At 63.4% G+C, this 25,898-nt stretch carries 23 protein-coding genes; 3 read left to right on the top strand and 20 right to left on the bottom strand.

From position 1 onward, the window contains the following. Position 1: 1 nt before the first annotated feature. Genes E4P32_RS05265 through E4P32_RS05255 form a run of 3 tightly spaced genes read left to right on the top strand, consistent with a single transcriptional unit; the run spans position 2 to position 2,625 of the window. Positions 2–721: a phosphatase PAP2 family protein gene (locus tag E4P32_RS05265; RefSeq protein ID WP_116432931.1), complete on the top strand. Its 720-nt coding sequence runs from the start codon at positions 2–4 to the stop codon at positions 719–721. Between the two features lie 22 nt (positions 722–743). Continuing rightward, entirely contained in the window at positions 744–1,811 is a 1,068-nt protein-coding gene (locus tag E4P32_RS05260; RefSeq protein WP_116432932.1) for a diacylglycerol kinase family protein, read from the top strand. 1 nt (position 1,812) lies between these two features. Then, positions 1,813–2,625 carry a metallophosphoesterase family protein gene (locus E4P32_RS05255; RefSeq protein ID WP_116432933.1) on the top strand — a complete coding sequence of 271 codons (813 nt, stop codon included), beginning with the start codon at positions 1,813–1,815 and terminating at the stop codon, positions 2,623–2,625. Between the two features lie 89 nt (positions 2,626–2,714). Here E4P32_RS05255 and E4P32_RS05250 read toward each other — a convergent pair whose 3' ends face one another. From E4P32_RS05250 to E4P32_RS05155, 20 genes are all read right to left on the bottom strand, one after another. Then, on the bottom strand, positions 2,715–3,014 hold the full coding sequence (locus tag E4P32_RS05250; protein ID WP_116432934.1) for a hypothetical protein: 300 nt from the start codon (positions 3,012–3,014) through the stop codon (positions 2,715–2,717). 161 nt (positions 3,015–3,175) lie between these two features. Next, a complete protein-coding gene (locus tag E4P32_RS05245; RefSeq protein WP_116432935.1) occupies positions 3,176–4,069 on the bottom strand; it encodes an alpha/beta hydrolase in 894 nt (297 codons plus the stop codon). 59 nt (positions 4,070–4,128) lie between these two features. Beyond that, positions 4,129–5,586 (bottom strand): cobyric acid synthase, encoded by a 1,458-nt coding sequence (locus E4P32_RS05240; RefSeq protein WP_116432936.1) that lies wholly within the window; start codon positions 5,584–5,586, stop codon positions 4,129–4,131. Next, entirely contained in the window at positions 5,583–6,608 is a 1,026-nt protein-coding gene (cobD, locus tag E4P32_RS05235) for a threonine-phosphate decarboxylase CobD (RefSeq protein ID WP_116432937.1), read from the bottom strand. The genes E4P32_RS05240 and cobD overlap by 4 nt, the downstream gene beginning before the upstream one ends. Then, positions 6,601–7,581, bottom strand: a complete 981-nt coding sequence (cbiB, locus tag E4P32_RS05230; protein ID WP_116432938.1) for an adenosylcobinamide-phosphate synthase CbiB — start codon at positions 7,579–7,581, stop codon at positions 6,601–6,603. The genes cobD and cbiB overlap by 8 nt, the downstream gene beginning before the upstream one ends. Further along, on the bottom strand, positions 7,575–8,153 hold the full coding sequence (cobU, locus tag E4P32_RS05225) for a bifunctional adenosylcobinamide kinase/adenosylcobinamide-phosphate guanylyltransferase (protein WP_116432939.1): 579 nt from the start codon (positions 8,151–8,153) through the stop codon (positions 7,575–7,577). Before cobU ends, cbiB begins: the two co-directional genes overlap by 7 nt. Further along, positions 8,150–8,806, bottom strand: a complete 657-nt coding sequence (gene bluB, locus E4P32_RS05220) for a 5,6-dimethylbenzimidazole synthase (RefSeq protein ID WP_116432940.1) — start codon at positions 8,804–8,806, stop codon at positions 8,150–8,152. Before bluB ends, cobU begins: the two co-directional genes overlap by 4 nt. Continuing rightward, positions 8,803–10,194, bottom strand: coding sequence for a cobyrinate a,c-diamide synthase (locus tag E4P32_RS05215; RefSeq protein ID WP_116432941.1), 1,392 nt, complete (start codon positions 10,192–10,194; stop codon positions 8,803–8,805). The genes bluB and E4P32_RS05215 overlap by 4 nt, the downstream gene beginning before the upstream one ends. Positions 10,195–10,196: 2 nt before the next feature. Next, entirely contained in the window at positions 10,197–10,799 is a 603-nt protein-coding gene (gene cobO, locus E4P32_RS05210; protein ID WP_016834956.1) for a cob(I)yrinic acid a,c-diamide adenosyltransferase, read from the bottom strand. A gap of 12 nt (positions 10,800–10,811) precedes the next feature. Then, complete coding sequence (locus tag E4P32_RS05205) at positions 10,812–11,948, bottom strand: GTP-binding protein (RefSeq protein WP_116432942.1); 1,137 nt, start codon at positions 11,946–11,948, stop codon at positions 10,812–10,814. Continuing rightward, positions 11,945–13,504 (bottom strand): precorrin-3B C(17)-methyltransferase, encoded by a 1,560-nt coding sequence (gene cobJ, locus E4P32_RS05200; protein ID WP_116432943.1) that lies wholly within the window; start codon positions 13,502–13,504, stop codon positions 11,945–11,947. Before cobJ ends, E4P32_RS05205 begins: the two co-directional genes overlap by 4 nt. A gap of 31 nt (positions 13,505–13,535) precedes the next feature. After that, on the bottom strand, positions 13,536–14,345 hold the full coding sequence (locus E4P32_RS05195; RefSeq protein ID WP_116432944.1) for a cobalamin biosynthesis protein: 810 nt from the start codon (positions 14,343–14,345) through the stop codon (positions 13,536–13,538). A gap of 2 nt (positions 14,346–14,347) precedes the next feature. Then, a complete protein-coding gene (gene cobM, locus E4P32_RS05190) occupies positions 14,348–15,175 on the bottom strand; it encodes a precorrin-4 C(11)-methyltransferase (RefSeq protein ID WP_116432945.1) in 828 nt (275 codons plus the stop codon). Next, positions 15,172–15,924, bottom strand: a complete 753-nt coding sequence (gene cobI / locus E4P32_RS05185) for a precorrin-2 C(20)-methyltransferase (protein WP_116432946.1) — start codon at positions 15,922–15,924, stop codon at positions 15,172–15,174. Before cobI ends, cobM begins: the two co-directional genes overlap by 4 nt. Further along, positions 15,921–17,096 (bottom strand): cobalt-precorrin-5B (C(1))-methyltransferase CbiD, encoded by a 1,176-nt coding sequence (gene cbiD, locus E4P32_RS05180; protein ID WP_116432947.1) that lies wholly within the window; start codon positions 17,094–17,096, stop codon positions 15,921–15,923. The genes cobI and cbiD overlap by 4 nt, the downstream gene beginning before the upstream one ends. Continuing rightward, positions 17,083–18,705 (bottom strand): precorrin-8X methylmutase, encoded by a 1,623-nt coding sequence (locus E4P32_RS05175; RefSeq protein WP_116432948.1) that lies wholly within the window; start codon positions 18,703–18,705, stop codon positions 17,083–17,085. Before E4P32_RS05175 ends, cbiD begins: the two co-directional genes overlap by 14 nt. Beyond that, positions 18,702–19,430: a cobalt-precorrin-7 (C(5))-methyltransferase gene (locus tag E4P32_RS05170; protein WP_116432949.1), complete on the bottom strand. Its 729-nt coding sequence runs from the start codon at positions 19,428–19,430 to the stop codon at positions 18,702–18,704. Before E4P32_RS05170 ends, E4P32_RS05175 begins: the two co-directional genes overlap by 4 nt. Before the next feature lie 22 nt (positions 19,431–19,452). Continuing rightward, positions 19,453–21,384 (bottom strand): putative cobaltochelatase, encoded by a 1,932-nt coding sequence (locus tag E4P32_RS05165; protein WP_116432950.1) that lies wholly within the window; start codon positions 21,382–21,384, stop codon positions 19,453–19,455. A 1-nt stretch (position 21,385) separates the two neighbouring features. After that, the gene (locus tag E4P32_RS05160) at positions 21,386–25,534 is read right to left on the bottom strand and encodes a cobaltochelatase subunit CobN (RefSeq protein ID WP_116432951.1); all 4,149 of its coding nucleotides are present in this window, start codon (positions 25,532–25,534) and stop codon (positions 21,386–21,388) included. Then, the gene (locus E4P32_RS05155; RefSeq protein WP_167735699.1) at positions 25,527–25,865 is read right to left on the bottom strand and encodes a ferredoxin; all 339 of its coding nucleotides are present in this window, start codon (positions 25,863–25,865) and stop codon (positions 25,527–25,529) included. Before E4P32_RS05155 ends, E4P32_RS05160 begins: the two co-directional genes overlap by 8 nt. Positions 25,866–25,898: the final 33 nt, after the last annotated feature.

The raw sequence follows: 25,898 nt of genomic DNA, 5'->3' as shown, positions 1-25,898 counted from the left end.
TATGACGCAACAAACTCGACCTGCTTCCTTCTTGCGCGCACGACTCGCGCGTGACCATCATCTCGGTCTGCCGCTCACCACCGGCATCCTGGCTGTACTGAGCGCCTGCTCGCTGTTTGCCTTGGTGGCGGCGCACGCGCTCTCGCCGGGCGCGCTGGTAGATCTCGACCAGCACATCGCCGACTGGCTGCATGCGCACGCCACCGCCGGACTCACACAAGCGGTGCTGGCCTACACCCATCTGCACGGCACCGTCGGCATATTGGCGATGAGCGCGGTGCTGGCATTTTTCCTTTGGCGACAACGGCCGCGAGCGAGTGCGTGGTTGTTGACGCTGGCGGTCACGGTGCCGGGCGGGATGCTGTTCAACTATTGGCTGAAATTCCAGTTCCAGCGTGTGCGTCCGCATTTCGAGCAACCCATTCTGGTACTGGACAGCTTCAGCTTCCCGAGCGGCCATACCATCGGCGCGACCTTGTTCTACTGCGTGCTGGCGGCATGGCTGGCGAGCTTGCCGGGCAATCATGGGCGACGGCCGTTGATTATTGTCATTGCAATAACACTCACGATCCTTGCCGCACTAAGCCGACTCTACCTGGGCGCGCACTTCTTCAGCGACGTGCTGGCCGCGATGCTGGAAGGATTGGCCTGGTTCGCCCTGTGGGCGACGATTATTTTTACCGTGCAACGGCACCAATTGGCGAGAAAGTCTTCAAACTGATTTTGACGACCACTTTCTGCCAATGACAATAAGACCAGCCACAGAATCCGCATCAACAGCCGAGTCGCCTCGCAGCCCTTCGCCTCGCAGTCCTTATCCTCCCGCCTTCCAGGTCGCCGTCATCATCAACGCCCACGCCGGCGGCGGCCACGCTGACGAACTGGCGCAACGCGTCGCCGACGGCTTTCGGCAACATCAGGTCGACGCGCACATCACGCTGGCGGCAGACGGCACGGCCCTCATCGACGCCGCACGCGCCGCAGTTGAAAACGGCGCCGACATCATTGTGGCCGGCGGCGGCGACGGCAGCGTCAACGCGGTGGCGTCGATAGTCAGCGGCAGCAAGGCCGCGTTCGGCGTGCTGCCGCTGGGTACGCTCAACCATTTCGCCAAGGATCTCAACATCCCGCTCGCGCTCGACGACGCCATCCGCAACATCGTCGAAGGACGCCGTCTCGCCATCGACACCGGCGAAGTCAACGGTGTGCTGTTCATCAACAATTCCAGCCTGGGTTTGTATCCCGATATCGTGCGCGACCGCGAAAAGCAGCAAAACCGTCTCGGCCGCGGCAAATGGCTGGCGTTCTGCTGGGCCGCGATGGGCGCATTGCGGCGCTATCCCTTCCTCGACGTGCGCATGGACATCAAGGACGACGAAGACAATGCGGAAAGCCACCGCCGCCGCACGCCCTTCGTCTTCATCGGCAACAATGAATACCTGATGGACGGCCTCAACATCGGCAAGCGCAACAGCCTGTCCGATGGCAAGCTGAGCCTCTACGTCTGCCATCGCACCGGTCGGCTCGGATTGGTCCGGCTGGCGCTGCACGCGCTGTTTGGCCGTCTCCTGCAAGCACGTGACTTCGACATGCTGAGCGCAGCCGAAATCGAAATCGATACCCGCCACCACCATGGCCAACATCGCATCAAACGACTGCGCGTCGCCACCGACGGCGAAGTCACCATCATGCAGACTCCGTTGACGTATCGCATACGGCCGGCATCGCTGACGGTGATCGTGCCCGCCCCGCCAGACGCAGATGCAGAGATTGAAACAGCAACCCGCACACTTACAGAACAGGAGGCATGACATGCGTACCATCGTCCATCTCTCCGACCTGCATTTCGGCCGTATCGACGAAGCGCTGATCGCGCCGATCATCGCGCAGATACACGAACTTGCGCCGGACCTCATCGTCGTCTCCGGCGACCTGACCCAGCGCGCCCGCTCCGAGCAGTTCCGCGAAGCGCGCCAGTTCCTCGACGCCCTGCCGCAGCCGCAGATCGTGGTGCCCGGCAATCACGACATCCCGCTGTTCAACGTCGCGGCGCGCTTTTTCAGTCCGCTGACCAAGTATCGCCGCCACATCACCGAACAACTGCAGCCGATTTTCATCGACGAGGAAATCGCCGTCATCGGCATCAACACTGCGCGCTCGCTGACCATCAAGGACGGCCGCGTCAATGATCGCCAGATCGAGATTGCACGGCGCGAACTGGCAGCCGTCGACGATCAGGTCGTCAAGATCATCGTCACCCACCATCCCTTCGACCTGCCACCGGGACCGCAGCATCACGATCTGGTAGGCAAGGCGTTGCCCGCCATGCGCGCCTTCGCCATCTGCGGCGCCGACGTTCTGCTGGCCGGTCATGTACATACCAGCTCGGCGGCCAGCAGCGCCGCGCGTTATGACATCCAGGGATATTCGGCGCTGGTGGTGCAGGCCGGTACGGCAACCTCAACGCGCAGTCGCGGCGAGACCAACTCCTTCAACGTATTGCGCGTGGAGGCGCATCACATCGTCGTGGAGCGGATGCATTGGCAAGTTGAGCAGGGAAAGTTCGTGCTCGGCGCAACCGACGCCTTCGAGCAGCGCGGCAACGAATGGTTTGCTGCGCCATGAAGACAAAAGGCTCCGTCTCGTGAGAGACGGAGCCTGCAGCAGCGAAGTCCGCAAGGACTTGTGCTTGTCTGATTTACTGCTTATGTGATTTACTTCTTGGCGCCCGGGTTGCCCTTCATGTCCGGGTTGTTCGCAGGAATGCTCTTGTCGTCGCCATCGCCGCCGGATGACTTGCTCATCGCGCCGGCTTCCGAAGCGCGTTTGTCCTTGCGTTCGGCCGACTTGGTGGCGCGCGATTTACCCTTGGCATTGTCGGTCACCTGATTGCTGGCATTGTTGGCCGGACCCGACTTGTCATCGCCGTCGCCGCCGCCTGCGTTGACCGCGTGTGCTTGCATGCCGGCAGACATTGCGCCGACCATGACCAACAGGGCAAGTTGCTTCTTCATAGTGATCTCCTTGATATGGTAAGTAGTCGCCGCTGCAATGTGCCCGGCGTACATCCATGGTAGAAGCTCACGCGTTGAAAGGCAGTCGGTGCGCGCCGCGAGCGCACGTCAGAGAAACCATTGCAGCGCTGTCAGGCATTGCCGAACTGAACGAATCTGTTTCAGCGCTGCGGCGGATTGTCGATGAAGTCGGCGACGCGATCCAGCGTCGGCGCGATATGGCGGAATGGTCGCGACAAACTCAGCACCAGCGTCACGTGCGAGGTGTTGTCGAAATACAGTTCCTGCACCGGCACCTTGTGTTCGCGCAACAGGCGTGCCAGGCCGCCGGTATTGCGCTCGGCCTCCACCAGCTTGTCTTTATGCGAAGCGATCAGCAAGGTCGGTACATGGCTTTCACCAACGTGCCTGGCCGGCTGCGAATCGGGCGGCGTATCGGGAAACCAGAACACCGGCTTCACATCGGGATTTTCAATCGGCAGAAAATCATATGGTCCGGCCAATCCGATCCAGCCGCGCAATTGTTGCGGCGAGGCGCCCACCTCTTTCAGCCAGCGCGGATCGAGCGCCACCATTGCTGCGTTGTAGGCGCCGGCGCTGTGTCCCATCACGAACACGCGTTTCAGATCACCGCCGTAGCCTTCCGCATGCTGCAGCGTCCATGCCACTGCGGCAGCGCTGTCGCGTACAAACTCCGGATAACGTACTTCGGGATAGACGCGATAGTCGGCGATCACCGCGATGTAGCCGCGCGAACTCAAGGCTTCGCCGACAAAGGCGTAATCCTTGCGACTACCGTTGTTCCAGCTGCCGCCGTAGAAGAACACCACCACCGGCAAGCCGGCCACGACCGAGGCGTCGGGTGACGTCTTCTGCGGGATGTAGATGTCGAGTTGCTGGCGCGGATTGGCGCCGTAGGGAATGTCGGCGGTCTTCTGGTAGGCCGCTCCGGGCGTGACGGCGTTGAGCGCCTTCAACGGCGAACACGCGATCAGGCCGCCGCCCGCCAGCACGACCACGCCGACGATGATCAGCAGTTTGCCGAATAAGCTCATGTGATGCCTTGTTTCAATGTATGTCCACGATAGACCCCAGGACTGCGGCTTCGTTCGGTCTAGCTTGTCTTCACCGTTTTCACCAAGGCGTCCAGCAAGGGCTGCGTCGCATCGGCAACCCGCTCCAGGCTCTCTTCGCGCAACTGATTCAGGTCGACCGCTGCAGCGCCGTGCAGGCCAGCCCACTCCAGCAGCGCGGCAAAGGCCTGCGGCGTATCGAACATGCCGTGCAGATAACTGCCGAGGATCCGGTCGTCGGCCGAACGCGCACCTTCCGGACGGCCTTCGATCTGAAACGCCGGGCGTTGTAATGCGGTGCCGGCTGACACGCCCATGTGGATTTCGTAGCCGCTGACGGATGCAGGCCCGGCGCCAAATTCACAATGACCCGACACCTGCAGCAATTGTTTCTGCTGCGTTAGTTCGGTCGCCATGTCGAGCAGTCCCAATCCTGCCATGCTGCCGGGCACGCCTTCCACGCCATGCGGATCGTCGACGCTGGCGCCGAGCATCTGGAAGCCGCCGCAGATGCCGATCACTTTGCCGCCATAGCGCAGGTGCTTGCGGATGGCGTCCGGCCAGCCTTGCTGCGTGAGCCACGCCAGATCATTGCGCGTGTTCTTGCTGCCCGGCAGGATGATCAGGTCAGCCGGCGGAATCGGCCGGCCCGGCCCGATGAACTGCAAATCAACCTCCGGATGCGCGCGCAAGGCGTCGAAATCGGTGTGATTGCTGATGCGCGGCAGCACCGGCACGATCACGCGGAACGTTCCTTTGGCGCTTTGGCTGGACGCCACCGCATCCTCGGCATCGAGATGCAGGCCGTGCAGATACGGCAGCACCGCCAGCACCGGCTTGCCGGTGCGTTGCTCGAGCCAGTCCAGTCCCGGCTGCAGCAGGCTGATGTCGCCGCGAAAACGATTGATCACGAAGCCGACTACGCGCGCCTGCTCACTCTCGGACAGGCAGGCCAGCGTGCCGGTCAGATGCGCGAACACGCCGCCGCGATCGATGTCGGCCACCAGTACAACCGGGCAATCGACCGCTTCGGCAAAACCCATGTTGGCGATGTCGCGTGCGCGCAGGTTGATTTCAGCCGGGCTGCCGGCGCCCTCCACCAGCACCACTTCGTATTGTGTGCGCAGGCGTTGATAGGACTCCAGCACCGCTTCCATGGCGCTGGTCTTGTAGCGGTGATAGTCGCGCGCGTTCATGTCGGCGCGCACCTTTCCGTGCACGATCACCTGCGCGCCGGTGTCGCTGGACGGTTTCAGCAGCACCGGATTCATGTCGGTGTGCGGCGCGATGCCGGCGGCCTGCGCCTGCAAGGCCTGAGCCCGGCCGATCTCGCCGCCGTCGCTGGTCACGGCGCTGTTGAGCGCCATGTTCTGCGGCTTGAACGGCGCCACCTTGACACCCTGGCGATGCAGCAAGCGGCACAGCGCCGCCACCACCGTACTCTTGCCGGCGTCGGAGGTCGTGCCCTGCACCATCAGCGTGTGGAAAGGAAATGTCATGCAGAATGCTCCGTTTTCTCCACCTGCTCACGCCACACTTGCAGCGCCTGTTGCAGACGCTGCCAGCCGGCTTCGTCCGGAGGCAGGCCCAGACGGATACCGCCTGCGCCGCGCGTAAAAAGCCGCACCCAGATACCTTGGCGCGCCATGCAATCATGGAAGGCGGCTGCGTTCGGCTCCGGCCACCACTGATACATGGCGCTGCCGCTGGAGTCGATTCCATATTCGGCCAGCAAGCGCTGCAAACGCTCGCCCGCAGCCAGCAAACGCGTACGCGTGCTTTGCTGCCAATCGACATCACGCAAGGCGGCGATGCCGATTTGCTGCGCCGGTCCGCTGACCGACCAGGGGCCCAGCCACTCGCGCAAGCCGTTCAGGATATCGTCTTGCGCAGCGACGAATCCGAGCCGCACGCCGGCCAGTCCGAAAAATTTTCCGACTGAACGCAACACGATCAATCCGGCCTGCGCACCGGTGTGCCCCGCCACACTCAACTGCGGCGTGGTGTCGCCGAACGCCTCATCGACCACCAGCCAGCCACCGCGCGTCGCCAGCTGCTGCGCCCAGCCGAGCAGGACGTCGGGCGCGACGCGCGCACCGGTAGGGTTGTTCGGATTGCAGATCACCATCACGTCGCATGCGTCCACCGCATCAGGCAAATCCGCATAGCCGACTTCGCGCATCGCATGTCCCGCCTGTTGCCAGCGATGCGCGTGCTCGGCATACGCCGGGGCCGCGACCACCACGCGTGCTACGCCGTGTTCACGCAAACGCAATTGCGGCAATGCCTGGATCGCGGCCTGGGTGCCGGCCACCGGCAGCATCTGCGGCGCGCCGTAATAGGCGCAGGCGGCCGCAGCCAAGTCATCGCTGGCTTCCGGCAGGCGATGCCAGGCATCGGCGCGCAAGGACGGCGCGGGATAGAAATCGGGATTGATGCCGGTCGACAGATCGAGCCAGTCTGCACGCGCAATGCCGTAGCGGACAACTGCATCGTTGAGATTGCCGCCGTGTTCAAGCATGGGGCGCTCCGAACGACAACAGCGTGGACAGCAGCATGGCCGTCGCCAGCATCACCGTCAGCCACAGCATGGCGGTGCGCGAGACCAGCGTCCACGCGCGTGCGATATCACCGGCAACCGCATCACGGCCGATGCCGAGCGGCGGCCGTTGTTCCACTTCGCCGTCATAGATCGCAGCGCCGCCCAACGCCAGTCCGAGCGCACCCGCACCCGACGACATCACCGGCCCGGCGTTCGGACTGCTCCAGGCGGGCGCCTGTTCGCGCCAGCATGTCCGCGCCTGACGCCAGTTGCCCAGCGCCGCATACGACAGCGCCGTCAGCCGCGCGGGAATCCAGTTGAGCGCATCATCGATGCGCGCCGCTGCGCAGCCGAACGCCAGGAAGCGCGGCGTGCGGTAGCCCCACATGGCGTCGAGCGTATTGGCCAGGCGGAACAGCAAGGCGCCGGGACCGCCGGCCACGGCAAACCAGAACAAAGTACCGAAGACGGCGTCGTTGCCGTTCTCCAGCAGCGATTCGACGGCGGCCTTGGCCAGGTCCGTTTCCTGCGACTGCGTAGTGTCGCGGCTCACGATGCGGCCGGTCAATGCGCGCGCCGCCGCCAGGTCGCCGCCTTTCAGCGCCTCGGCAATCGGCATGACGTGGTCGCGCAAGCTGCGCAGGCCGATGCAGAAATACAGCAGCAGCACGTGCCAGGCGGCAGCCAGCCACAGCGATTGACGCGCCAGCAGGATCGTCGCGGCGCAGGCCAGCGCCACCGGCGGCAGCACTGCCAGCAGCCAGGCGAACACGCCACGTGCATAGCTGCCGGGCTGGCGATTCAGTCGTCGTTCAATCCACTGCACATAGCGACCGAAACCGACCAGCGGATGCCAACGCGGCGCCTCCCCCAGCAGCCAGTCGAGCGCCACCCCGGCCGCCATCAGCAGCGCCAGCAAGGTCATGTCGAAGGCGTTGAAAGCACTCAGCATGCGGGTCCTTTCAGTGTCAACGGCAAGCCGGCGGCAACGAATTGCACGCGCTCGCAGATCGCCGCGACGGCCTGGTTCAGGCGCCCCGCCTCATCGACGAACCAGCGTGAAATCGCGCCCTGCGGGACGATGCCCATGCCGACTTCGTTGGACACCAGCACCACGTCGCCCGGCGCCTGCGACAAGGCTTGCAGGAAGCGCTCGCGTTCCACCGCAAAGCGTGCCGGCGCTTCGATGCGGCCGACTTCGGGATATTCCCTGTGTTCGCTGAACAGCAGGTTCGACAGCCACACGGTCAGGCAATCCACCAGCACGACGTTGCCGGGCCGGCTGGCGCGCGCGATGGCGTCGCCCAGCGCGAGTTGTTCTTCCACGGTTTCCCAGTGGGCGTAGTGCGTGCTGCGTTGTTGCCGGTGCAAGGCGATGCGCGCCGCCATTTCGTCGTCGCCGACGGCGGCCGTGGCGATGTAGATCACCGGTTTGCCGGCGGCTGCGGCCAGCCGTTCCGCCTGCGCACTCTTGCCCGAGCGCGCGCCGCCGAACACCAGGGTGCGGGTTGTTTGCTGATTCATTGTTGTTTTTCCTTGTTTCCCCACGCATCGCGAAACACCAGGTCGTCCAGAGATTGCCGCACCGCCCAGCCCTCTTGTTCCAGCATCGGGCGCGCATAGAATTCTTTTACATGCCCCAGACAGATCACCGCTACCGGCTTGGCGCCCGCCGGCATCGCCAGCAGCGTTGCCAGCTTGTCGACATCGAACAGCGACACCCAGCCCATGCCGATGCCTTCGGCGCGCGCGGCCAGCCACATGTTCTGGATGGCGCAAGCGACCGAGGCAAGGTCCATCTCCGGCAAGGTGCGGCGACCGAACACGTGATGATCGCGATCATCCATCAAGGCCGCCACCAGCAACTCGCCGCACTCACGGATGCCTTCCACCTTGAGGCGCATGAATTCGTCTTCACGTTCATGCAGGGCTTGCGCAGTCAGGATGCGCTCCTGCTCGACCAGCGCATGGATGGCCTCGCGGCGGCTGCGTTCCGTGATGCGGATGAAACGCCACGGCTGCATGAAACCCACGCTCGGCCCGAGATGCGCCGCTTCCAGCAGTCGCTGCAGCAAGGCAGGATCCACCGGATCCGGCAAGAAATGGCGGATGTCGCGCCGCTCCGCGATCACGCGGTAAACGATATCGATGTCGTCCTGGCTGTAACGATGGTTCATGCCGGCGCCTCAGGTTCAGCTTCAACTTCAGCTTCAAGCGCAGGCTGCGGCAGGAACAAAGCCGCCGCCGCTTCCGGCGACGAAGCGAAGTAGGCATGCAGATACGTCGCCGTCACGCCGCGCACGCGATAGACGCGCTCGCCTGCCGAGGTGTCATACAGGCGCTCACCGGTGTACGCCGCAGCAAGCGCCGTCACCGTGGTCGAGTAGTGGAAGGTATGGCAGCGCAGCGTGCCCTGCGGCAGCGCGATACTCTGATAGCCCAGTCCCTGCAAACGCCGCTGCATCACCGCGCGCCCGCTCAGCACACCGAGCATGCGCGCACGTGCGCCGTCCTTGTCGCTCAGGCTTTCGAGCAGATAGAGCAAACCACCGCACTCTGCATACAGCGGCTTGCCGGCGGCGCAATGCGTGAGCAGCGCCTGCTTCATGGCGAGGTTGCCCTGCAATTCCTGCAGGTGCAATTCGGGATAGCCGCCGGGCAGATACACGCTGTCCGCCGCCGGCAACACGGCGTCGCGCAACGGTGAAAAGAACACCAGTTCGGCGCCGAGCTGGCGCAGCAAATCCAGGTTACCGGGATAGATGAAGGAAAACGCCTTGTCGCGCGCCACCGCGATGCGCTGTCCCGCCAGCAGTTGCGGTAGCGGCAGCGACGGCGCCTCCGCTTCCGGCGCAATGAACTCGACCGGCGCCGGCATGCGCGCCAGTTCGGTTTCGCCGATCAGCGTGGCGGCGGCATCGATGCGCCGGTCGAGATCGGCGACTTCCGCTGCCGGCACCAGGCCGAGATGACGCTCCGGCAATTTGAATTGCAGATTGCGCGGCATGCTGCCCAGATAACTGACGCCATGCGGCATGCCCTGACGCAGCATCTCTTCATGACGCGGGCTGGCGACGCCGTTGCCGAGCAAGCCCAGCAGCGGAAAGCCCGGCCGGTAATGCGCCAGGCCGTAGCCGATCGCCCCCAGCGTCTGCGCCACGCCGGCGACGTCAACCACCGCCACGGCGGGAATCTTCATCAGTTCGGCCAGGTCGGCGCTGCACGGCTCGCCGTCGAACAGGCCCATCACGCCTTCGACCAGGATCAGGTCGGCCTGTTGCGCGGCTTCGTGCAGCAGGCGGCGGCATTCCGCTACGCCCATCATCCACAGGTCGAGCTGATACACCGGATTGCCGCTGGCGCGTTCAAGGATGGTCGGGTCGAGGAAGTCAGGCCCGGTCTTGAATACGCGCACCCTGCGGCCCTGCGAGCGATGCCAGCGCGCCAGCGCCGCCGTCACGGTGGTCTTGCCGTGATTCGAGCCGGGCGCGGTGATGAACAGCGCCGGGCACAGAACAGAAGAAGCAGCAGAAGACGAAGCGACGTCGGACGACGGAGTTGCCATGATCAGAATTCCACGCCCTTTTGCGCCTTGATGCCTTGTTCTTTGTAGGGATGCTTGAGCGGACGCATCTCGCTGACCAGGTCGGCCAGTTCGATCAGCGCGTCCGGCGCATGGCGGCCGGTGACGACGATGTGCAGCATCTCGCGCCGGGCGGCGAAGACGTCGAGCACTTCCTGCAGGTCGAGGTATTGATACTTGAGCACGATATTCATCTCGTCCAGGATCACCATATCGTAGGACGGATCCTTGATCATGCGCACCGCTTCGGCCCAGCCGTGAGCGGCGGTTTTCATGTCGGCGTCGCGGTCCTGCGTATCCCAGGTGTAGCCGGAACCGACCACGTGGAAATCGCAATTCGCGTGGCCGCCGAGGAAGTCGCGCTCGGCGCTGTACAAAGCGCCCTTGATGAACTGCACCACGCCCAGTTTCATGCCATGACCGAGGATGCGCATGCCCATGCCGAAGGCGGCGCTGGACTTGCCCTTGCCGGTGCCGGTGTTGACGATCAGCAGGCCCTTTTCCTTTTGCGCGGCAGCCTTCTTTTTCTCGAAGCCTTCCTTGTGACGCTGGGTCATGCGTTTGTGCGATTCCGGATCGGTTTTCATGATGAGTTCTCTTTATTTCCAGTGTGTGCCGGTGAGTTCGGACAGCAAGGCGGCGACCTTGCTGCGGCTCGGGTGATAACCAATGAAGACCAGTTCGGACTTGTCGGTTTCTGCATTCTCGTTGGCGGCGTCGGCCGCATCCAAATTGATCGTCACGCGCGTGCGTACGCCCTGCACCAGTTGCGGCCGCTTGCCCTCCAACGTCCGGACAAAGCCTTTGGTGCGCAGGATGGGTTCCGACTTTGCCGCCTCGGCAATCGCCTGTTTCAGCTTGTCCGTCGGTTGCGGCGACTGGCTGCGCAGCGTGAACGACAGCCAGCCCGGATCCTGCTCGTGGAAATGCTTGTGCGTCGCCAGGCCGTGGCTGTGCGCGCCGAGGCCCGAATGCGCATGACCGTTCAGACGGCCCTGGTCGGCCAGCACGCTGGCATCAGCGCCGGGCATGCGCACGTGCGTATAAGTGTGCTGATGCGCCTGCAAGGTCGGCTGATGCAATCGCAGGCCGAGCGCCAGGCGAATGTCGAGTTGCGCCTTGTAAGCCAGTTCGAGGAAACGCACGTTCGGCGCACGCGAGCGTATGCGCTGTTCCGCATCCAGCAGTTGATCTTCGTTCAGCTCGTCGATCTTGTTGAGCACGACGACGTCGGCGTATTCCAGCTGACGCTCGAACATCGCAGCGACAGCCTCATCGGCGTCGGCGCTGCTGCCCCGCTGCTCGAAGCGATCGTCCAGCAGCAAGGGCGTATCGACCACCGCCAGCGTCGCGTCGAGGATGAAATGCGCCGCCAGTTCCGGCGTCTGCAGGCTTTCCATGACGGCGGTCGGCAAGGCCAGTCCGGAGGTTTCGATCAGCACGTGATCGACCTGTGCGCGCCGCGCCGCCAATGCAAGCATGGTCGGCACGAAATGCTCGTCGTCGCCGTAGGCGATCAGACCGTAGGAAAAATCATGGATGCGCACCTGTCCGCCTTCATCGCTGCTGCTGGCGCGGATCAGGTCGCCGTCGATCGTCACTTCGCCGAACTCGTTGATCAGCAAAGCCAGTCGGCGCGTCTGACGGCGCTGCACCAGGCTGCGCAGCAAAGTCGTCTTGCCGGCGCCGAGGAAACCGGTGACGATGGTGACGGGGATAGGCTGCGCCGGCGTCATGCGCGTTTGCCTTCTTTCTGCCAGCGTTCCACCTGCGCCAAGGCTTCGTCCAGATTGCCGGCCTGCACCGGATAATCCAGTGCCGGACGGCGCACCGTCAGTAATGGAATATTCAATGCCTTCGCCGCATCGGCCTTGGCGCGATAACCGCCGGCGTCGCCGGAATCCTTGGTCACCACGCAGTCGATGTTCCAGTCGCGCCACAAGGCTTCGTTGAAGCCTTGGGAAAACGGTCCCTGCATCGCGCAGATGCGGCTGCGCGGAATGCCGAGATCGATAGCGCGCTGGATAAACTCCGGTTCGGCCGTGACGCGAACGAACCATTGCTTCTTGTCTGCCCCCGGGGCTTGCAGGAAAGCCGCAAGATCTTTTGAACCGGTGGCGAGGAAGATGCGCTCGCCCTTGGCAATCGCCTGATCGGCAGCCTGCTCCATCGAGCCATACACGAGTGTGTCATCACCGGCGATGCTGCTAGGACGTTCGTAACGCAGATAAGGAATGTCGAGGCTTTGCGACAAGCCCATCAATTGCTGCGACATCAGCGTGGCATACGGATGCGTGGCGTCGACCAGCACGCGCGCCTCATGGCGCAGCAAGGCCTGCTTGCGCGCTTCCACGCCCTGACGACCGGCCCATACCGTGACGCCAGGGCAATCCTGCAAGGCCAGCTCGCCGCCGTATTCGGTGGCGGTGGAAACCACCACCTGATGACCTTGCGCGGCCAGTTGCTTCGCCAGCGCATTACCGTCGCTGGTGCCGGCGAAGACCCACACCGCCTGCGACGGCAGCGCGGGTTCTTCCACCGCGACCGTCGATTCGTCGTGCCAGTCGTTGTAGCCGCGCGGCGTGAAGATATAGCCGCGCTTGCGTTGCGTGAAGCGGTTGCCGATCACGATGCTGGTGAGCATGTCGAATTGCAGTGACGGCAATTCATCCAGGCGGTGGATGCTGACTTCCTGGCCGGGACGATAGGCGTTCTTGACCACGCCGCACAGCGTATGCGGCGCCTTCGATTCCAGCATCAGCTTGAGGATGCGATAGACGCCTTCCTGGCGGCCCGCGCTTTGCACGTTGTACAGCACGCACGCCAGATCGGCCTGCGCGATGTGGCGCGCGCGGTTCTCGATCCATTCCCACGGACACAGCAGGTTGGACAGGCTCAGCGTGGCGAAGTCGTGCGACAGCGGCGAGCCCAGCAAGGACGCGCAGGCATTGGCCGAGGTTACGCCGGGGATGACGTTGACTTCGTAGTCGTCGTCTTCCTTCATCTCGTCGAAGGCCAGCGCCGCCATGGCGTAGATGCCGATGTCGCCGCTCGAGATCAGCGCGACTCTTTCACCGTTGCGCGCCTTGTCGATCGCAAGCAGAGCACGTTCGCGCTCCTGCGTCAGCGGCGGCGTGTGGATCTCCTTGCCCTCGATATGCGAACTGATCCAGCGCAGATACAGCTCATAGGCCACGATGACGTTGCTGTCGCGCAAGGCGGCGATGGCGCGCGGCACGATCAGGTCGCCAAAACCGGGACCAACCGACACCAGATTCAATACTCCACTCATAACACTGCTTTCTTTTTCAATTTCATATTATTCATTTCGGATCCGCCTGACTTTCAACGTCAGGCAAACCGATGTCTTCCACGATCGCGACCGTCACGCCTTCCAGTGCGGTCTTCGGCAGCGCCAATACGCCGCGCGGACTGGCGATCAGCGCGCACGGTTCGCACACGCCGTCGACGCCGACGTTCTTCTGCACCCATTCCGACGGCGCCGTCACCCAGCCGCGGGCGGCGACGTCCGAGGCCGCAATCACGCGCATCGGCAATTCGTTGGCCGCGCAAAAACTCAGCAGGCCGGGTTCTTCCGCCTTCAGGTCGATGGTCGCCACTTCGCGCACCTCGCTCAACGTGCGGCCGATCAGGGCCAGTGCATGTGCGACGGCGGCGGCGATCTTTTCCACCGGTACGTTCTTGCGGCAGCCTATGCCGAGCACCAGCGGCTTCAATGCTTCCGTTGCGGTGGTCACCACCGGCACCGCGCCGACCACATTGGCGACACGATAGGCGAGACGGTTGCCGCCGCCTTCGTGACCGCCGAGCAAGGACACGGCAAAGCGTCCCGCTTCATCAAGCAGCACCACCGCCGGATCGGTCAGCTTGTCCTGCGGCAAACCTTCCAGAAAACGCACTGCCACGCCGCTGGCCGCCAGCATGATCCATTGCCCCTGAGAGCGATAGGACGCGCGGAATTGCTGCTTCTGCGGAATGCCCGCGTTCAGCCATGGCCGGTACAGCGTGCCGCCCAGCTGTCCCTGCAGACGCGCCGCCAATGCTTCGCTCTCCGCTCGCACCAGCCAGATGCCGAGAGATGTCGATGGTGCGCTTTGCAAGGAATTGCTCATGATCAGACCTCGTCGTCAGTGACGGAAATTTCCACTGGTTCTGCGGTGCTGTTGACTTTATTTTTCTTGTCCTTCTTCACCACGCGAAACAGATGCGTGAAATCCTTGGAATACAGACTCGACTCAACCTGCTGGCCCTTGTCCAGCGCCGCACCGACCAGCATCATCGTGGTCAAGTTCCAGGCGCCGCGTTTGGTTTCTTCCAGCACGGTCGCCAGCGTGCCTTGATAGACACGCTGATCGGGCCAGGTGGCGCGATACACCAGCGTCACCGGGGTGGTCTCGGGATAGTGCAAGCGCAGGTCGGTGACGATCTTTTTCAGATGCGGACCGGACAGGAAGATGCACATGGTGGCCTGGTGTTCGGCCAGGCGCGCAATCGACTCCAGCTCCGGCACTGCCGAGGCGCGGCCGGAGACGCGCGTCAGGATCACGGTCTGCGACACTTCCGGCTTGGTCAGTTCGGCCGTCACCGCCGATGCAGCGGCGGTGAACGACGACACCCCCGGCACCACTTCATAGGCGATGTCCAAGGCTTCCAGCCGGCGCATCTGCTCGGCGGTCGCACCGTAAATCGCCGGATCGCCGGAATGCAGACGGACCACGTCAATGTCCTGCGCTTTCGCGCGCTCGTAGCAGGCCTGTTGCTGCTCGAGGTCGAGTTGCGCGGTGTCGATCAGCTCGGCATCCGGCCGGCAATGCTGCAGCATCTCGGTCGGCACCAGCGAACCTGCGTACAACACCATCTGCACGCTGCCGAGCAGCTTGGCGCCGCGCAGCGTGATCAGGTCGGGAGCGCCGGGACCGGCGCCTACAAAGTAAACTTTCATCCTTGATGCCTCTTTTCCAATGCGGTCTTGCGAATCAGCATGGTCGCCAGGTAGCCGCTCACGGCATGGTCCCGGTCGCCCGCTTCGAGTTCGCGCAAGTCGTTTGCCAATACTTCGCCGTCCAGTCCGATGCGCCGGGCGAAAGCGCAGTGTCCGGCGATACCCATTTCTTTCAACAACGCCAGCACCCATGGCAGGCGTGCACCGACTTTCATCAGCACGACGATGTCATGCGTCTCGATCTCCTGCTGCAACGTCGCCGGATCGTCCGGGCACGGCAGGATCAGGGTGCGCTCCTTGCCCACGCCCAGCGGCCAATCCAGCGCGGCAGCCGCCGACGCATAACTGGTGATGCCCGGAAACGTCCGGTGCGGAAATACCGGCAGCAAATCCTTCAGCGCCGCCAGGATGTAGCCGTAAGTCGAGTACGTCAGCGTGTCGCCGATGGTCAGGTAGGCGACGCTGCGCCCGGCCTGCAATTCGGCGGCGATGTCCTGCGCCAGTTGCGCGTAATGCTCGCGCAGCACGTTGCGGTCGGGGTCCATGTTGAACTCGACTTCGCGCAGGCGCTCCGGCGCGACGGCGACGCCTTCCAGGCATTGCAGCGCGACCGAGGTGTCGGCGCTTTTTGCACGCGGCACGTAGATCAGATCGGCGTTCTGCAAGGCCTGCATGGCGGCCAGCGGCAGATAGCCCGCCGGGCCGGGACCGACGCCGATGCCCCAGAACATTCCGGGTTGAGCCTTCATACCGTTCCTCCCAGCAAATTGCCGTCGAGGTCGAACAGGCGCACCTCGACGCGCTTCACCGACGGCAAGCGCGCTTGCGCCAGCGCCGCGATGCGGGCTTCGATGGTGCGCCACAAGGCAACGGCGCCGGGCTCATTCTTCAGACGTTCGATTGCTGCTTCCACTGTGTTTGCACTTTCTATCTCGGCGATCAGCGCTGCGGAAAATCCGAGCTCCGCCGCCAGTTCCGACGCCACCCGGGCCACGCCGCCCATCGCCATATTGCTCTTGCTCGAATGCGTATCCCAGACGCCGTCGAGCACCTTGGCCAGCTTGCCGGGATGTCCCGCCAGCCACAACACATCCAGTTGCGCGCCCTGCTCGACCAAGGCCGACTGCGTGAAGTCGAGCGCGTCGCCGAGGAAGTTGGCGATCTGCACCGAGCGCGCTTCCGGCAAGCCCAATTCGTCGCGCGCAAACGTCCGGCCGATCTTGCCGGGCAGATACGCCACGCAGGACGCCACACCGTTCGGCTTGCTGTCGTCCGCCAGCGCCACGCGGATATACACTTCGATCGACGCGATCCACGAAGCCAGCGACATCGGCTCGACGATGCCCGAGGTGCCCAGAATCGAAATGCCGCCGACGATCCCGAGACGCGGGTTGAAGGTCTTCTGCGCGATCTTCTGGCCGTCTTCACAACCGATGGCGAGATCAAAACCAGTCTCACCATTCATGCCCAACTCTTCCAGCACTTCCGCCACCGCCAGCCGCATCATCTGGCGCGGCACCGGATTGATGGCCGGCTCGCCTACCGCCACACGCAAGCCGGGCTGGGTGGCGGTGCCAACGCCGGACGCCGCCTTGAAGCGAACTTCTCCCGTGTCGTTACGCGCCACTTCCGCAAAAATCGTCGCGCCGTGCGTGTTGTCGGGATCGTCGCCGCCGTCCTTCAATACCTCTGCGCGTACACGCTTGCCATCCAGTCGCTGCACATCCTGTATCGGCACCAGCAAATAATGCTTGCCGTCCGGCAGGCTGACTTCCGCCTTGTCGATCTTCTCGTCGCGCAACAGCATCATCAGCGCCGCCTTGACCGCCGCGGTGGCGCAGCTGCCGGTCGTCCTGCCGCGCCGCAAGCCATTGGGAGCCAGCACGGCGAGGTCGAATTCGGCGCGTTCAAGCTCCTGCATTGACTGTTGACTCCGCGTTCTGTGCCGCGATGACCTGTCCGATGGCATCGATCATCAGGGCGTTGACCACCGTCGCCGCCCATGGCGATCCGCCTCGTGTGCCGCTGTTGGTGATGCGCGGCACTTGCAGGCAGCGGCGCAGTTCGTCCTTGCTTTCACGCGTGCCGACGAAACCCACCGGCAAGCCGATCACCAGTTGCGGCCGCCAGCCATGCTCGCGGATCAGGCGTGTAGTCTCGACAATCGCAGTCGGCGCATCGCCGATGGCGAGGATGATGTCGTTGCCGAATTTTTCCCATGCACGGCGCACGCCGGCAGCGGAGCGCGTGATGCCTTGCGCCTGCGCCAGCAGATGTGTTTCTCGATCGTGCACGCCGCACCAGGTTTCGACGCCGAGCTGTTCGACCAGCGCGCGTTTCAGGCCGGTCTGCACCATGGTCACGTCGGTCACCACACGCTTGCAGCGCAGGATGGCGCGGATGCCGGCATCGATTGCACCGGCTGAAAAATAGATATCGTCGACCGCGTCGAAATCGCCGCTGGTGTGCACCAGCCGTTGCAACGCAGTCAGGTGCGCCGGCGGGAACATCGACCAGTCGCGACCGGCGGCGATGATCTCGAAGCTTTCCTTCTCGATCGGATGCGGCACATACGGTGGGAATTCTGCTTTCGGTTCAGCGACCAGCGTTTCGCGATGCAACAAACCGCGCACCTGCAAATGATGCGCACGTTGCGGCTCGCCGATCTGCTCTTCGAAACCAACGATCTGCACGCGGTATTTGCACAGGCTGCAATTCATCGCCGCGCGGCCTTCAACGGCGTCCCGCGCACGTTCCAGCAGGACGTCGGCGACGTGCTGGTGTACACCGAGATAGCCGGCCTTCAGCACTTCCAGTCCGGGCTCGCGCTGCTGCATTTCATCAGCGGCGGCATAAATGCGTTTGACCAGTACACCGTCGAACAGGAAGAACGGCAACACCACGATACGCGCAAAACCGAGCAAGGCGGCCGCGCGCAAACCGTCTGCGACCAGCGGCTTGGCGGTGCCTGAATAACAGACGTAGACGCCGCCGAAGCCCATGCCTTCTTCCAGCATGCGTGCGAGTTTCGACACTTCGCCGTTGGCGTCGGGGTCGGTGGTGCCGCGCCCGACCAGCACCAGGCAAGTGTCGTCGCGGCGGATGGTTTGCGAGGATTGCGCTTCGGCGGCAAGGATGCGTTCCTGCGCCAGTTGCAGCAGTTGCGGATGCAGGTTCATCGCCGCGCCGAAATGGAAATCGACTTCAGGATGTTTGCGCGCCAGCTCCAGCACTTCGGCCGGCATGTCGTTCTTGGCGTGACGTGCGGCCAGCAGCACGCCGGGCACCACGGCCACCTGTTTGCTGCCGGCGGCGAGATTGGCGTCGACCGCTTCGCTGATGGTCGGGCTGGAGAATTCGAGGTAGCCGTGCGTCACCACACGGCCAGGCGCGCGGGCGCGCACGATGTCGACCAGCGCTTCGAACTCGCGCACGGCGTCGGCGTCGCGACTGCCGTGACCGGCGATCACGATGCCATAACTTGCCTGATCGTCAACAATGTTAACGATATCGGCAGGCACTGCGCTCATGCCGCCTCCGCAGACTTGGCAGATGCGGCCGGTGGCGGCTCGATCTGGCTGTCCATGGGCGTATGGGTGCGAATCAGCATGATGCTCATGTCGGTGAACTCCTTGTCCACGCATTCGGCCAGTGAGCCATGCCACTCGGCGTCGCCACGCGTGAGGTTTTCCCAGACTTCGGTCGGATGATCGGGCTGCACGCCGTTTTCCAGCAGATAAGCCGCGATATGACGCGGCATGAAGGAGCGCGCTGCATCCCATGGACACGGTATCACAATCGCATTGCGACCGTCATTGAGCACATGCACCAAATGGCGCTTGAATGGCGTCAGGTCGCCGCGGCGATGAAAGGTGATGAAGGTGGTTTCGTCGAAGCAGACCTTGGCGCGCGAGGCCAGGATTTGCGCCGAGGAAATACCGGGCAAGGTCTCGACCGGATGGCCGCAGGCGCGTTCGACGCGTTCCAGGTACTGGAAGCCGCTGAAATGAATATCGCCCATGAACACCACTACGCAGCGCTTGCCGGCATGATGTGCGGCGGCAACCAGATCGAGCTGCGCGACCTGGTCGCGATAGTTCATCAGGACGACTTCCGCCGTCGGCGGGATGATGCTTTGCACCACGTTGACGACGGCGTCGAAACCCGCCACCACGTCGGCGTCGCGAATCAGCTCGGCGCCGCGTTGGGTGAGGTAGCCAATATCTCCCGGACCTGCTCCTATGCAAATGATCATTTCTTGTTCCTTGATTAATACTTTATTGAGTCATGCGGGCGCGAATCGTCAGCGCCAAATTGTCGGCAGTGAGTTCTTCCAGCGTCATGCATTCCGCACCGAGCGCCTGCGCCAATTGCGCAGCGCGGCCGAGGCGCACATAGCCGGTTTCGGTATCGAGCACCAGCGCAGGCGTACCGCGTGCAGCCAGTTGCTCGGCCAGCGCCAGCGTCTCGCGCCAGGGGTCGCCGCCGTTTTCCAGCGCGACGTTGCCTTTGCCGTCGCTGAGTAAAACCAGCAAAGGCGGCGCAACGCCGGCTGACTGTTCCAGTGTTTGCAAGGCCAGTTGCAGCGCATGCGGCAAGGGTGTGCGACCGCCGGTCGGCAGTTCGCGCAAGCCTTGTTCCGCCAGGTCGACGCTGCGTGTCGGCGCCAGCAACAAGGACGCCTTGTCGCCACGGAAACCGATCACCGCCACCTGGTCGCGACGCTGATAGACATCCGTCAGCAGAGCCAGCACCGCGCCCTTGACCGCTTCCATGCGGCGCTGCGCAGCCATCGAACCGGAGGCGTCCACCACGAACAGGATCAGGTTGGCGTTCTTGCCAGCCTTGACCTTGGCATGCAGATCACTCGTCTGCAATTGCAGCACGGCGCCCTCTTCCACGCCTTCCGCTGCGCTGCGCAACACTGCACTGCGCAGGGTGGCGCCGACCGCCAGGCTGGCCGGATTGCTGTCCGGCACGGCGCGGATCATGCGGCCGCGCGTAGCATCGGCAGCATCGCTGCGGCGACCGGCGAGCGTGGAAACATTGTTCACGGGCGTATCGACTTTTAACTGACGTGCATCGCCGACGTTGGCGGCGGCGAATACTTGCTGGCTGTCGCCGCCGTCCGATTGATCATTTCTATCGGAAGAGGAATCCGATTGATCCTCACCATTGCTGTCCTGCGGTTCCGATGGCGGCGCGACTTGTTGCATCAAATCGTCGAGCTTGTCCTGATCAAGGCCCGGTTGTTCGAACGGCTTACGGCGGCGGCGATGCGGCAGCACCAGTTCGGCGGCGGCGCGCACGTCGTCCGGCGTGACTTGTGCACGGCCGTCCAGCGCGGCAAATGCACGCGCGGTCTTGTGCATCACGATGTCGGCACGCAGGCTGGCGACTTCGAACTCGCAGCACAGATGGCTGATCAGATCGAGCAAGGCATCGCTCAGAACGACTTGCGGCAGCAAGGCTTGCGCCGCGGCGATGCGGGTGCGCAAGGCTTCCTGCTCATCATTCCACTGCGCAGCATAGGCAAGCGGATCGGCTTCATAGGCAAGACGGCGGCGCACCACGTCGGCGCGCAGTGTCTTGTCGCGCGGCGCAACCACTTCCACCATCAGGCCGAAACGGTCGAGCAGCTGCGGACGCAGGTCGCCTTCTTCCAGGTTCATCGTGCCGATCAGCGTGAAGCGCGCCGGATGCGATACCGACAGGCCTTCGCGTTGCACCGAATTGACGCCCATGGCGGCAACGTCGAGCAGCACGTCGACCAGATGGTCCGGCAACAGATTGACTTCATCGATGTACAGGATGCCGCGATGCGCTGCGGCCAGCAGGCCCGGTTGGAATGCATTCTTTTCACCCTTCAACGCGCGTTGCAGATCGAGCGTACCGAGCACGCGATCTTCCGTCGCACCCAACGGCAACGTGACGAAAGGTACGTTCGCCGAGATTGCTTTGGCATCACTCTGGCAGACAGCACAATGTTCGGCAGGCTGACCCGGCAGGCAATTGAAGGCGCAGCCGGCGATGCGCTCGACCGGTGGCAACACTGCCGTCAGGGCGCGCGCAGCGGTGCTCTTGGCGGTACCTTTATCGCCACGGATCAGGACACCCCCCAGCGTGGTATCGACTGCGCACAGCAGCAAGGCATTCTTCAGTTGCGGCTGCCCGACGATCGCCGAAAATGGAAACAGGGGAACGCTCATATCAGACTCCGCGCGGGGTTTCGCCGCGCGCCTCCAACAAGGTTTCGCTCTTCAGGTAAAGCTGGCGCAGGTCTTCCAGCGTCTGCGCCTGCGGCTCTTCCCACATGCCGCGGCTGGCCGCTTCCAGCAGGCGTTCGGCAATCGCGTTCTGGGCCCAGGGATTGGCTTCTTCGAGGAAGCGCTGCATGCCCGGATCGAAGGCGTAAGTCTGCGCCAACTGCTCGTACATCCAGTCGTCCATGACTTGCGCCGTGGCGTCATAGCCGAACAGATAATCGACCGTCGCGGTCAGCTCCAGCCCGCCCTTGTACCCGTGACGCTGGATGCTGTCGAGCCACTTGGGATTGACCACGCGCGAGCGGAATACGCGCAGCGTTTCCTGCTTGAGGTCGCGCACCTGTGCGCGCGCCGGATCGTGACTGTCGCCGAAATAATGGCGCGGCTGTTGGCCGGTCAGGGAACGGATCGTCGCGATCATGCCGCCGTGATATTGCAGGTAATCGTCGCTGTCGAAGATATCGTGTTCGCGGTTGTCCTGGTTGTGCAAAGCCACCTGCACGCCCGACAGGCGCGTGCGGAAGGCGTCGCGCTGATCGCTACCCTGCTTGTCGCCAAGCTTGCGTGCGTAGGCATAGCCACCCCAGTTGATATAGGCCTCGGCAAAATCGGCATCGGCCTGCCAGTTCTTTTCCTGGATCAGCGGCAAGATGCCGGCGCCGTAGCTGCCGGGCTTTGCCCCGAAGATGCGATAGGCGGCGCGCTCTTGCGCCTCATCCTGGCCGAGGCCCTTGCCTATCCACTCGCCCAGTTCCTGCAGGTAATGCTTGCGCACGAAGTTCTGGTCGAGCGGCTCATCCAATGCGATGACGGCGTTGACGGCGTCGTCGATCAGGTCGATCAGTTGCGGGAAGGCGTCGCGGAAGAATCCGCTGATGCGCGTGGTGACGTCAATGCGCGGGCGTTGCAACTCTTGCAGCGGCACTACCTCGATGCCGGACACCTGGCGGTTGCCGGGCCGCCATACGGGACGCACGCCGAGCAGGCACAGGATCTGCGCAACGTCGTCACCGTGGGTGCGCATGGCGCTGGTGCCCCAGATGCTGATGGCGACGCTCTCCGGATACGCGCCGGTTTCGCGCCAATGTCTTTCCAATACCTCGCGCGCCAGTTGTTGACCGACACGCCAGGCCGATTGCGACGGCACGCTGCGCGGATCGACCGAATAGAAATTGCGCCCGGTCGGCAGGATGTGCGCCATGCCGCGCGTAGGCGAACCGCTCGGGCCGGCGGGCACGTAGCCACCTTCGAGGCCGAGCAGCAAATTGCCGATCTCGTCTCCGGCGCGATGCAGGTTGGGCAGCAACTGGCGGCAGGTGAAATCGAGGACACGGCGTAAGGCTGCGAACTTGTCGGTTGCCGGCTCCGGTGCTTTTGCAATCACCGGCGCTGCGACCAACGGTCTGGCGCGCGCCTGCATCTTCATCTGACCGATCACGCTGCCCGGTTGACGCAAAGAGGCGGTTTGCAGGCGCGGCTTGTCGATGCTGAGGTCGCCGAACATGGATTGCAGAATGCCGTTGATGGCTTCGACTCTGTACTCGCTGTCCTGCAGCGTCTGCATCAGGCGCACACACAAATCGTCAATGGCTTCTATTGCATCGGCACGCGTGACTACTGCGCGACCGGCGATGCGCGCCAGGGCGCTGTCGGCATTGAGGCGCTGACCCTTGTTCTCCAGCAGCATGTCGAGCTTGAGGCCGAACAAGCGCGCCATTTCTTCCTGCAGACCGGGGATGTCCTGGTTCGGCAGGCGCGTCAGGGACACCAGCATGTCCGGCATCTGCGCCGCATCCGGTGCGCGGCCGAGGATGTGCAGGCCGTCGCGGATCTGCGCCGCACCGAGTTCGCACAAATAGCCGTCGAGGTCTTCGATCAGGTGGGCGACGTCGGAGCCGCCCATGGCGCTGAGCGCTTCGGGCAATTCGCCCTCGTGACTGTGGTCGTGCGGATGGTCGTGATCATGGTCGCCGTGACTGTGATCATGCGCATGGCCGTGATGATGGTGATGCCCATGTTCATCGTCATGATCGTGGTCGTGATGCAGCAGCTTCATCTGCAGGTCGCTGTCGAGATTGGTCTGCTTGACCAGCTCCCAGATCTGCTGCTGCAGCAGCGGCAGCTTGGATGGGTCCAGCACTTCCACCTGATAGTACTCATCGACCAATTGCGTCAATTGCGCCAGTGCGCCATAACTGTCGGCGGTGGTCATCGGCGGCGTCAGGTGGTCGACCACGACCGCGTGGCCGCGTCGCTTGGCCTGCGAACCTTCGCCCGGATCGTTGATGATGAAGGGATAGAACAACGGCATGTCGCCCAGCAGCGCGTCGGGGAAGCAGTTTTCCGACAGGCCGACGCCCTTGCCCGGCAGCCATTCCAGCGTGCCGTGCTTGCCCACGTGGACGATGGCGTCAGCGCCCCATTCATCGCTGAGCCAGCGATACAGGCCATAGTAATGATGGGTCGGCGGCAAGTCGGGCTGATGATAGATCGCATCCGGATCCATGCCGTAACCGCGCGGCGGCTGCAAGGCGACGAAAGCATTCCCCAGCTCAACGCCGGCGAATGCCAGGTGATTGTCGTGCACGTAGGCGACGCCGGGCGCGGCGCCCCATTGCGCTTCGATCTTTTGCTGCAAGACTTGCGGCAGCTCCGCGAACCATTCGGCATAGCGGTCCGCCGACACGCGGCCGACCGCATGCTGCAACTGCTCGCTGGTGAGATAAGTATTGTCGTAGGAGCAGCGATCGACCAGTGTGTGGATCAGCGCGCTGCCGCTCTCGGGCAAGTCGCCGATAGCGTAGCCGGCCTCACGCATGGATTCGAGGATGCGCATCAGCGAGGCCGGCGCGTCGAGGCCGACGGCGTTGCCGATCTGCGAGGCCTTGCTGTTGGAATTGGTGAAGATGAAGGCGATGCGCTTGTCGGCATTGTCGAGCGCGCGCAAACGGGCGAAGCGCGCTGCCAGGCCGGCGATGCGTTCGACGCGATCGGCCACCGGATGGAACTCCACCACGTCGCCGGACCCGGACAAACCTGCCGCCTGCGCCTTGAACGACAACGGCACGCTGATGATGCGGCCGTCGAACTCGGGCAGCACCACGTTCATGGCCGCGTCGAGCGGGTTCATGCCGCGCGTGGAGATTTCCCACTGGTCCTGCGTCATGCCGCTGGTCATGGCTTGCAGCACGGGCACGTTGAGTTTTTCCAGCACCGAGACCGACCAGCCCGCAGGCGTCGGGCCGCCCGGCGTGATTTCACCCATCGCGAAGGATGTGGTGTTGATCAGGACGTCAACATGCGCGCCCTTCTCTCCCGCGAAATAACTGAGCGCCGCCGGCAAATCGGAGTCCGCCGCCGAAGTACGCAGCGAGGCCGTGAAGATCGGCAGCACGTCCATGCCGCGCTGCTCCAGCGATGTCACCAGCGCATCGACGAAGCGCGTGTTGCCGCTCATCCAGTGGGCGCGATAGAAGATGATGCCGACTGCCGGTTTACGGCGGCCTGCGACATCAATGCGCGATTTAAGTCTGAGCTGAAGCCAGTCGGCAATGCCGGCATCCTGTTCGAGATCCGGGTGATAGATCCCGTGATCAGGCAAGGCCACCGCGGACTCGTAAGCGAATCCGGTCAGCAGCAAACGGTCCGACACGAAGCGTAGAAATTGCGCCAGGTTCACGCTGCCGCCGCCATGGAAATACGCCAGCGCCTCGCGCAGCACATCGGTCGGGACGGTCGACACTGCCGCCAGTTCGGCGTCGGGCTCACCGGCGCCGCTGAGCGCAATCAGATGGCGTCCCTGGCGTTGCGCATGCCGCAGCAGTTCGGCAAATCCGGCAACACTGCCGAGACGGCCGAGGATGCGCAGCACGATGATGTCGGCGTCGGCCAGTTCGTTCTGCAACAACTCGCTCATGCGTGTTTCGTTTTCCACGCCTTGCAGGTTGATGCCGATGGTTGGCGGAAAATCAGCCGGCAATTGCGTCAACGCGTAATGCAGGATCGCCAGGTCGGTGGACGCATGGGTCAATACGGCAATACGTGCTGATGGTGCAGACGTTGCAGCGACGGATTGTGTTGCCTGGTCAGACATTTTCTGGTTCCTCGGGATTGACGTCGCCGCTGCCGAGGCGATGGAAGATCAGGTCGGTGACTTCGCGCCCGCCTTCGAGATGCTCGACCACCACGCGTTCGATCGCGGCGGCATCCTCGCAGCGATACCAGACGCCTTCGGGATATACCACCACGACCGGCGCCTGCGCCTTGCAGGCCACCATGCAGTGGGTGCGCGTGCGCTTGACGCGCAGCTCGGGGCGCGCGTCGATCTGCTCGCCGAGCACGGCGAACATGGCTTCGGCCAGCACGCCGTTTTCGGTGCAGCGCGGGCCGGTGCACATCAGGACGTGGCGGTGGTGGGTTCTCATGCGTTCAGTTTCTTAATAACCAAAATGCCGATA

Origin of the sequence: Herbaspirillum sp. 3R11 (assembly GCF_004563925.1) — a bacterium.
In the GTDB taxonomy this organism is placed as follows: domain Bacteria; phylum Pseudomonadota; class Gammaproteobacteria; order Burkholderiales; family Burkholderiaceae_D; genus Herbaspirillum.
This window is presented reverse-complemented; position numbering and strand designations above follow the sequence as displayed.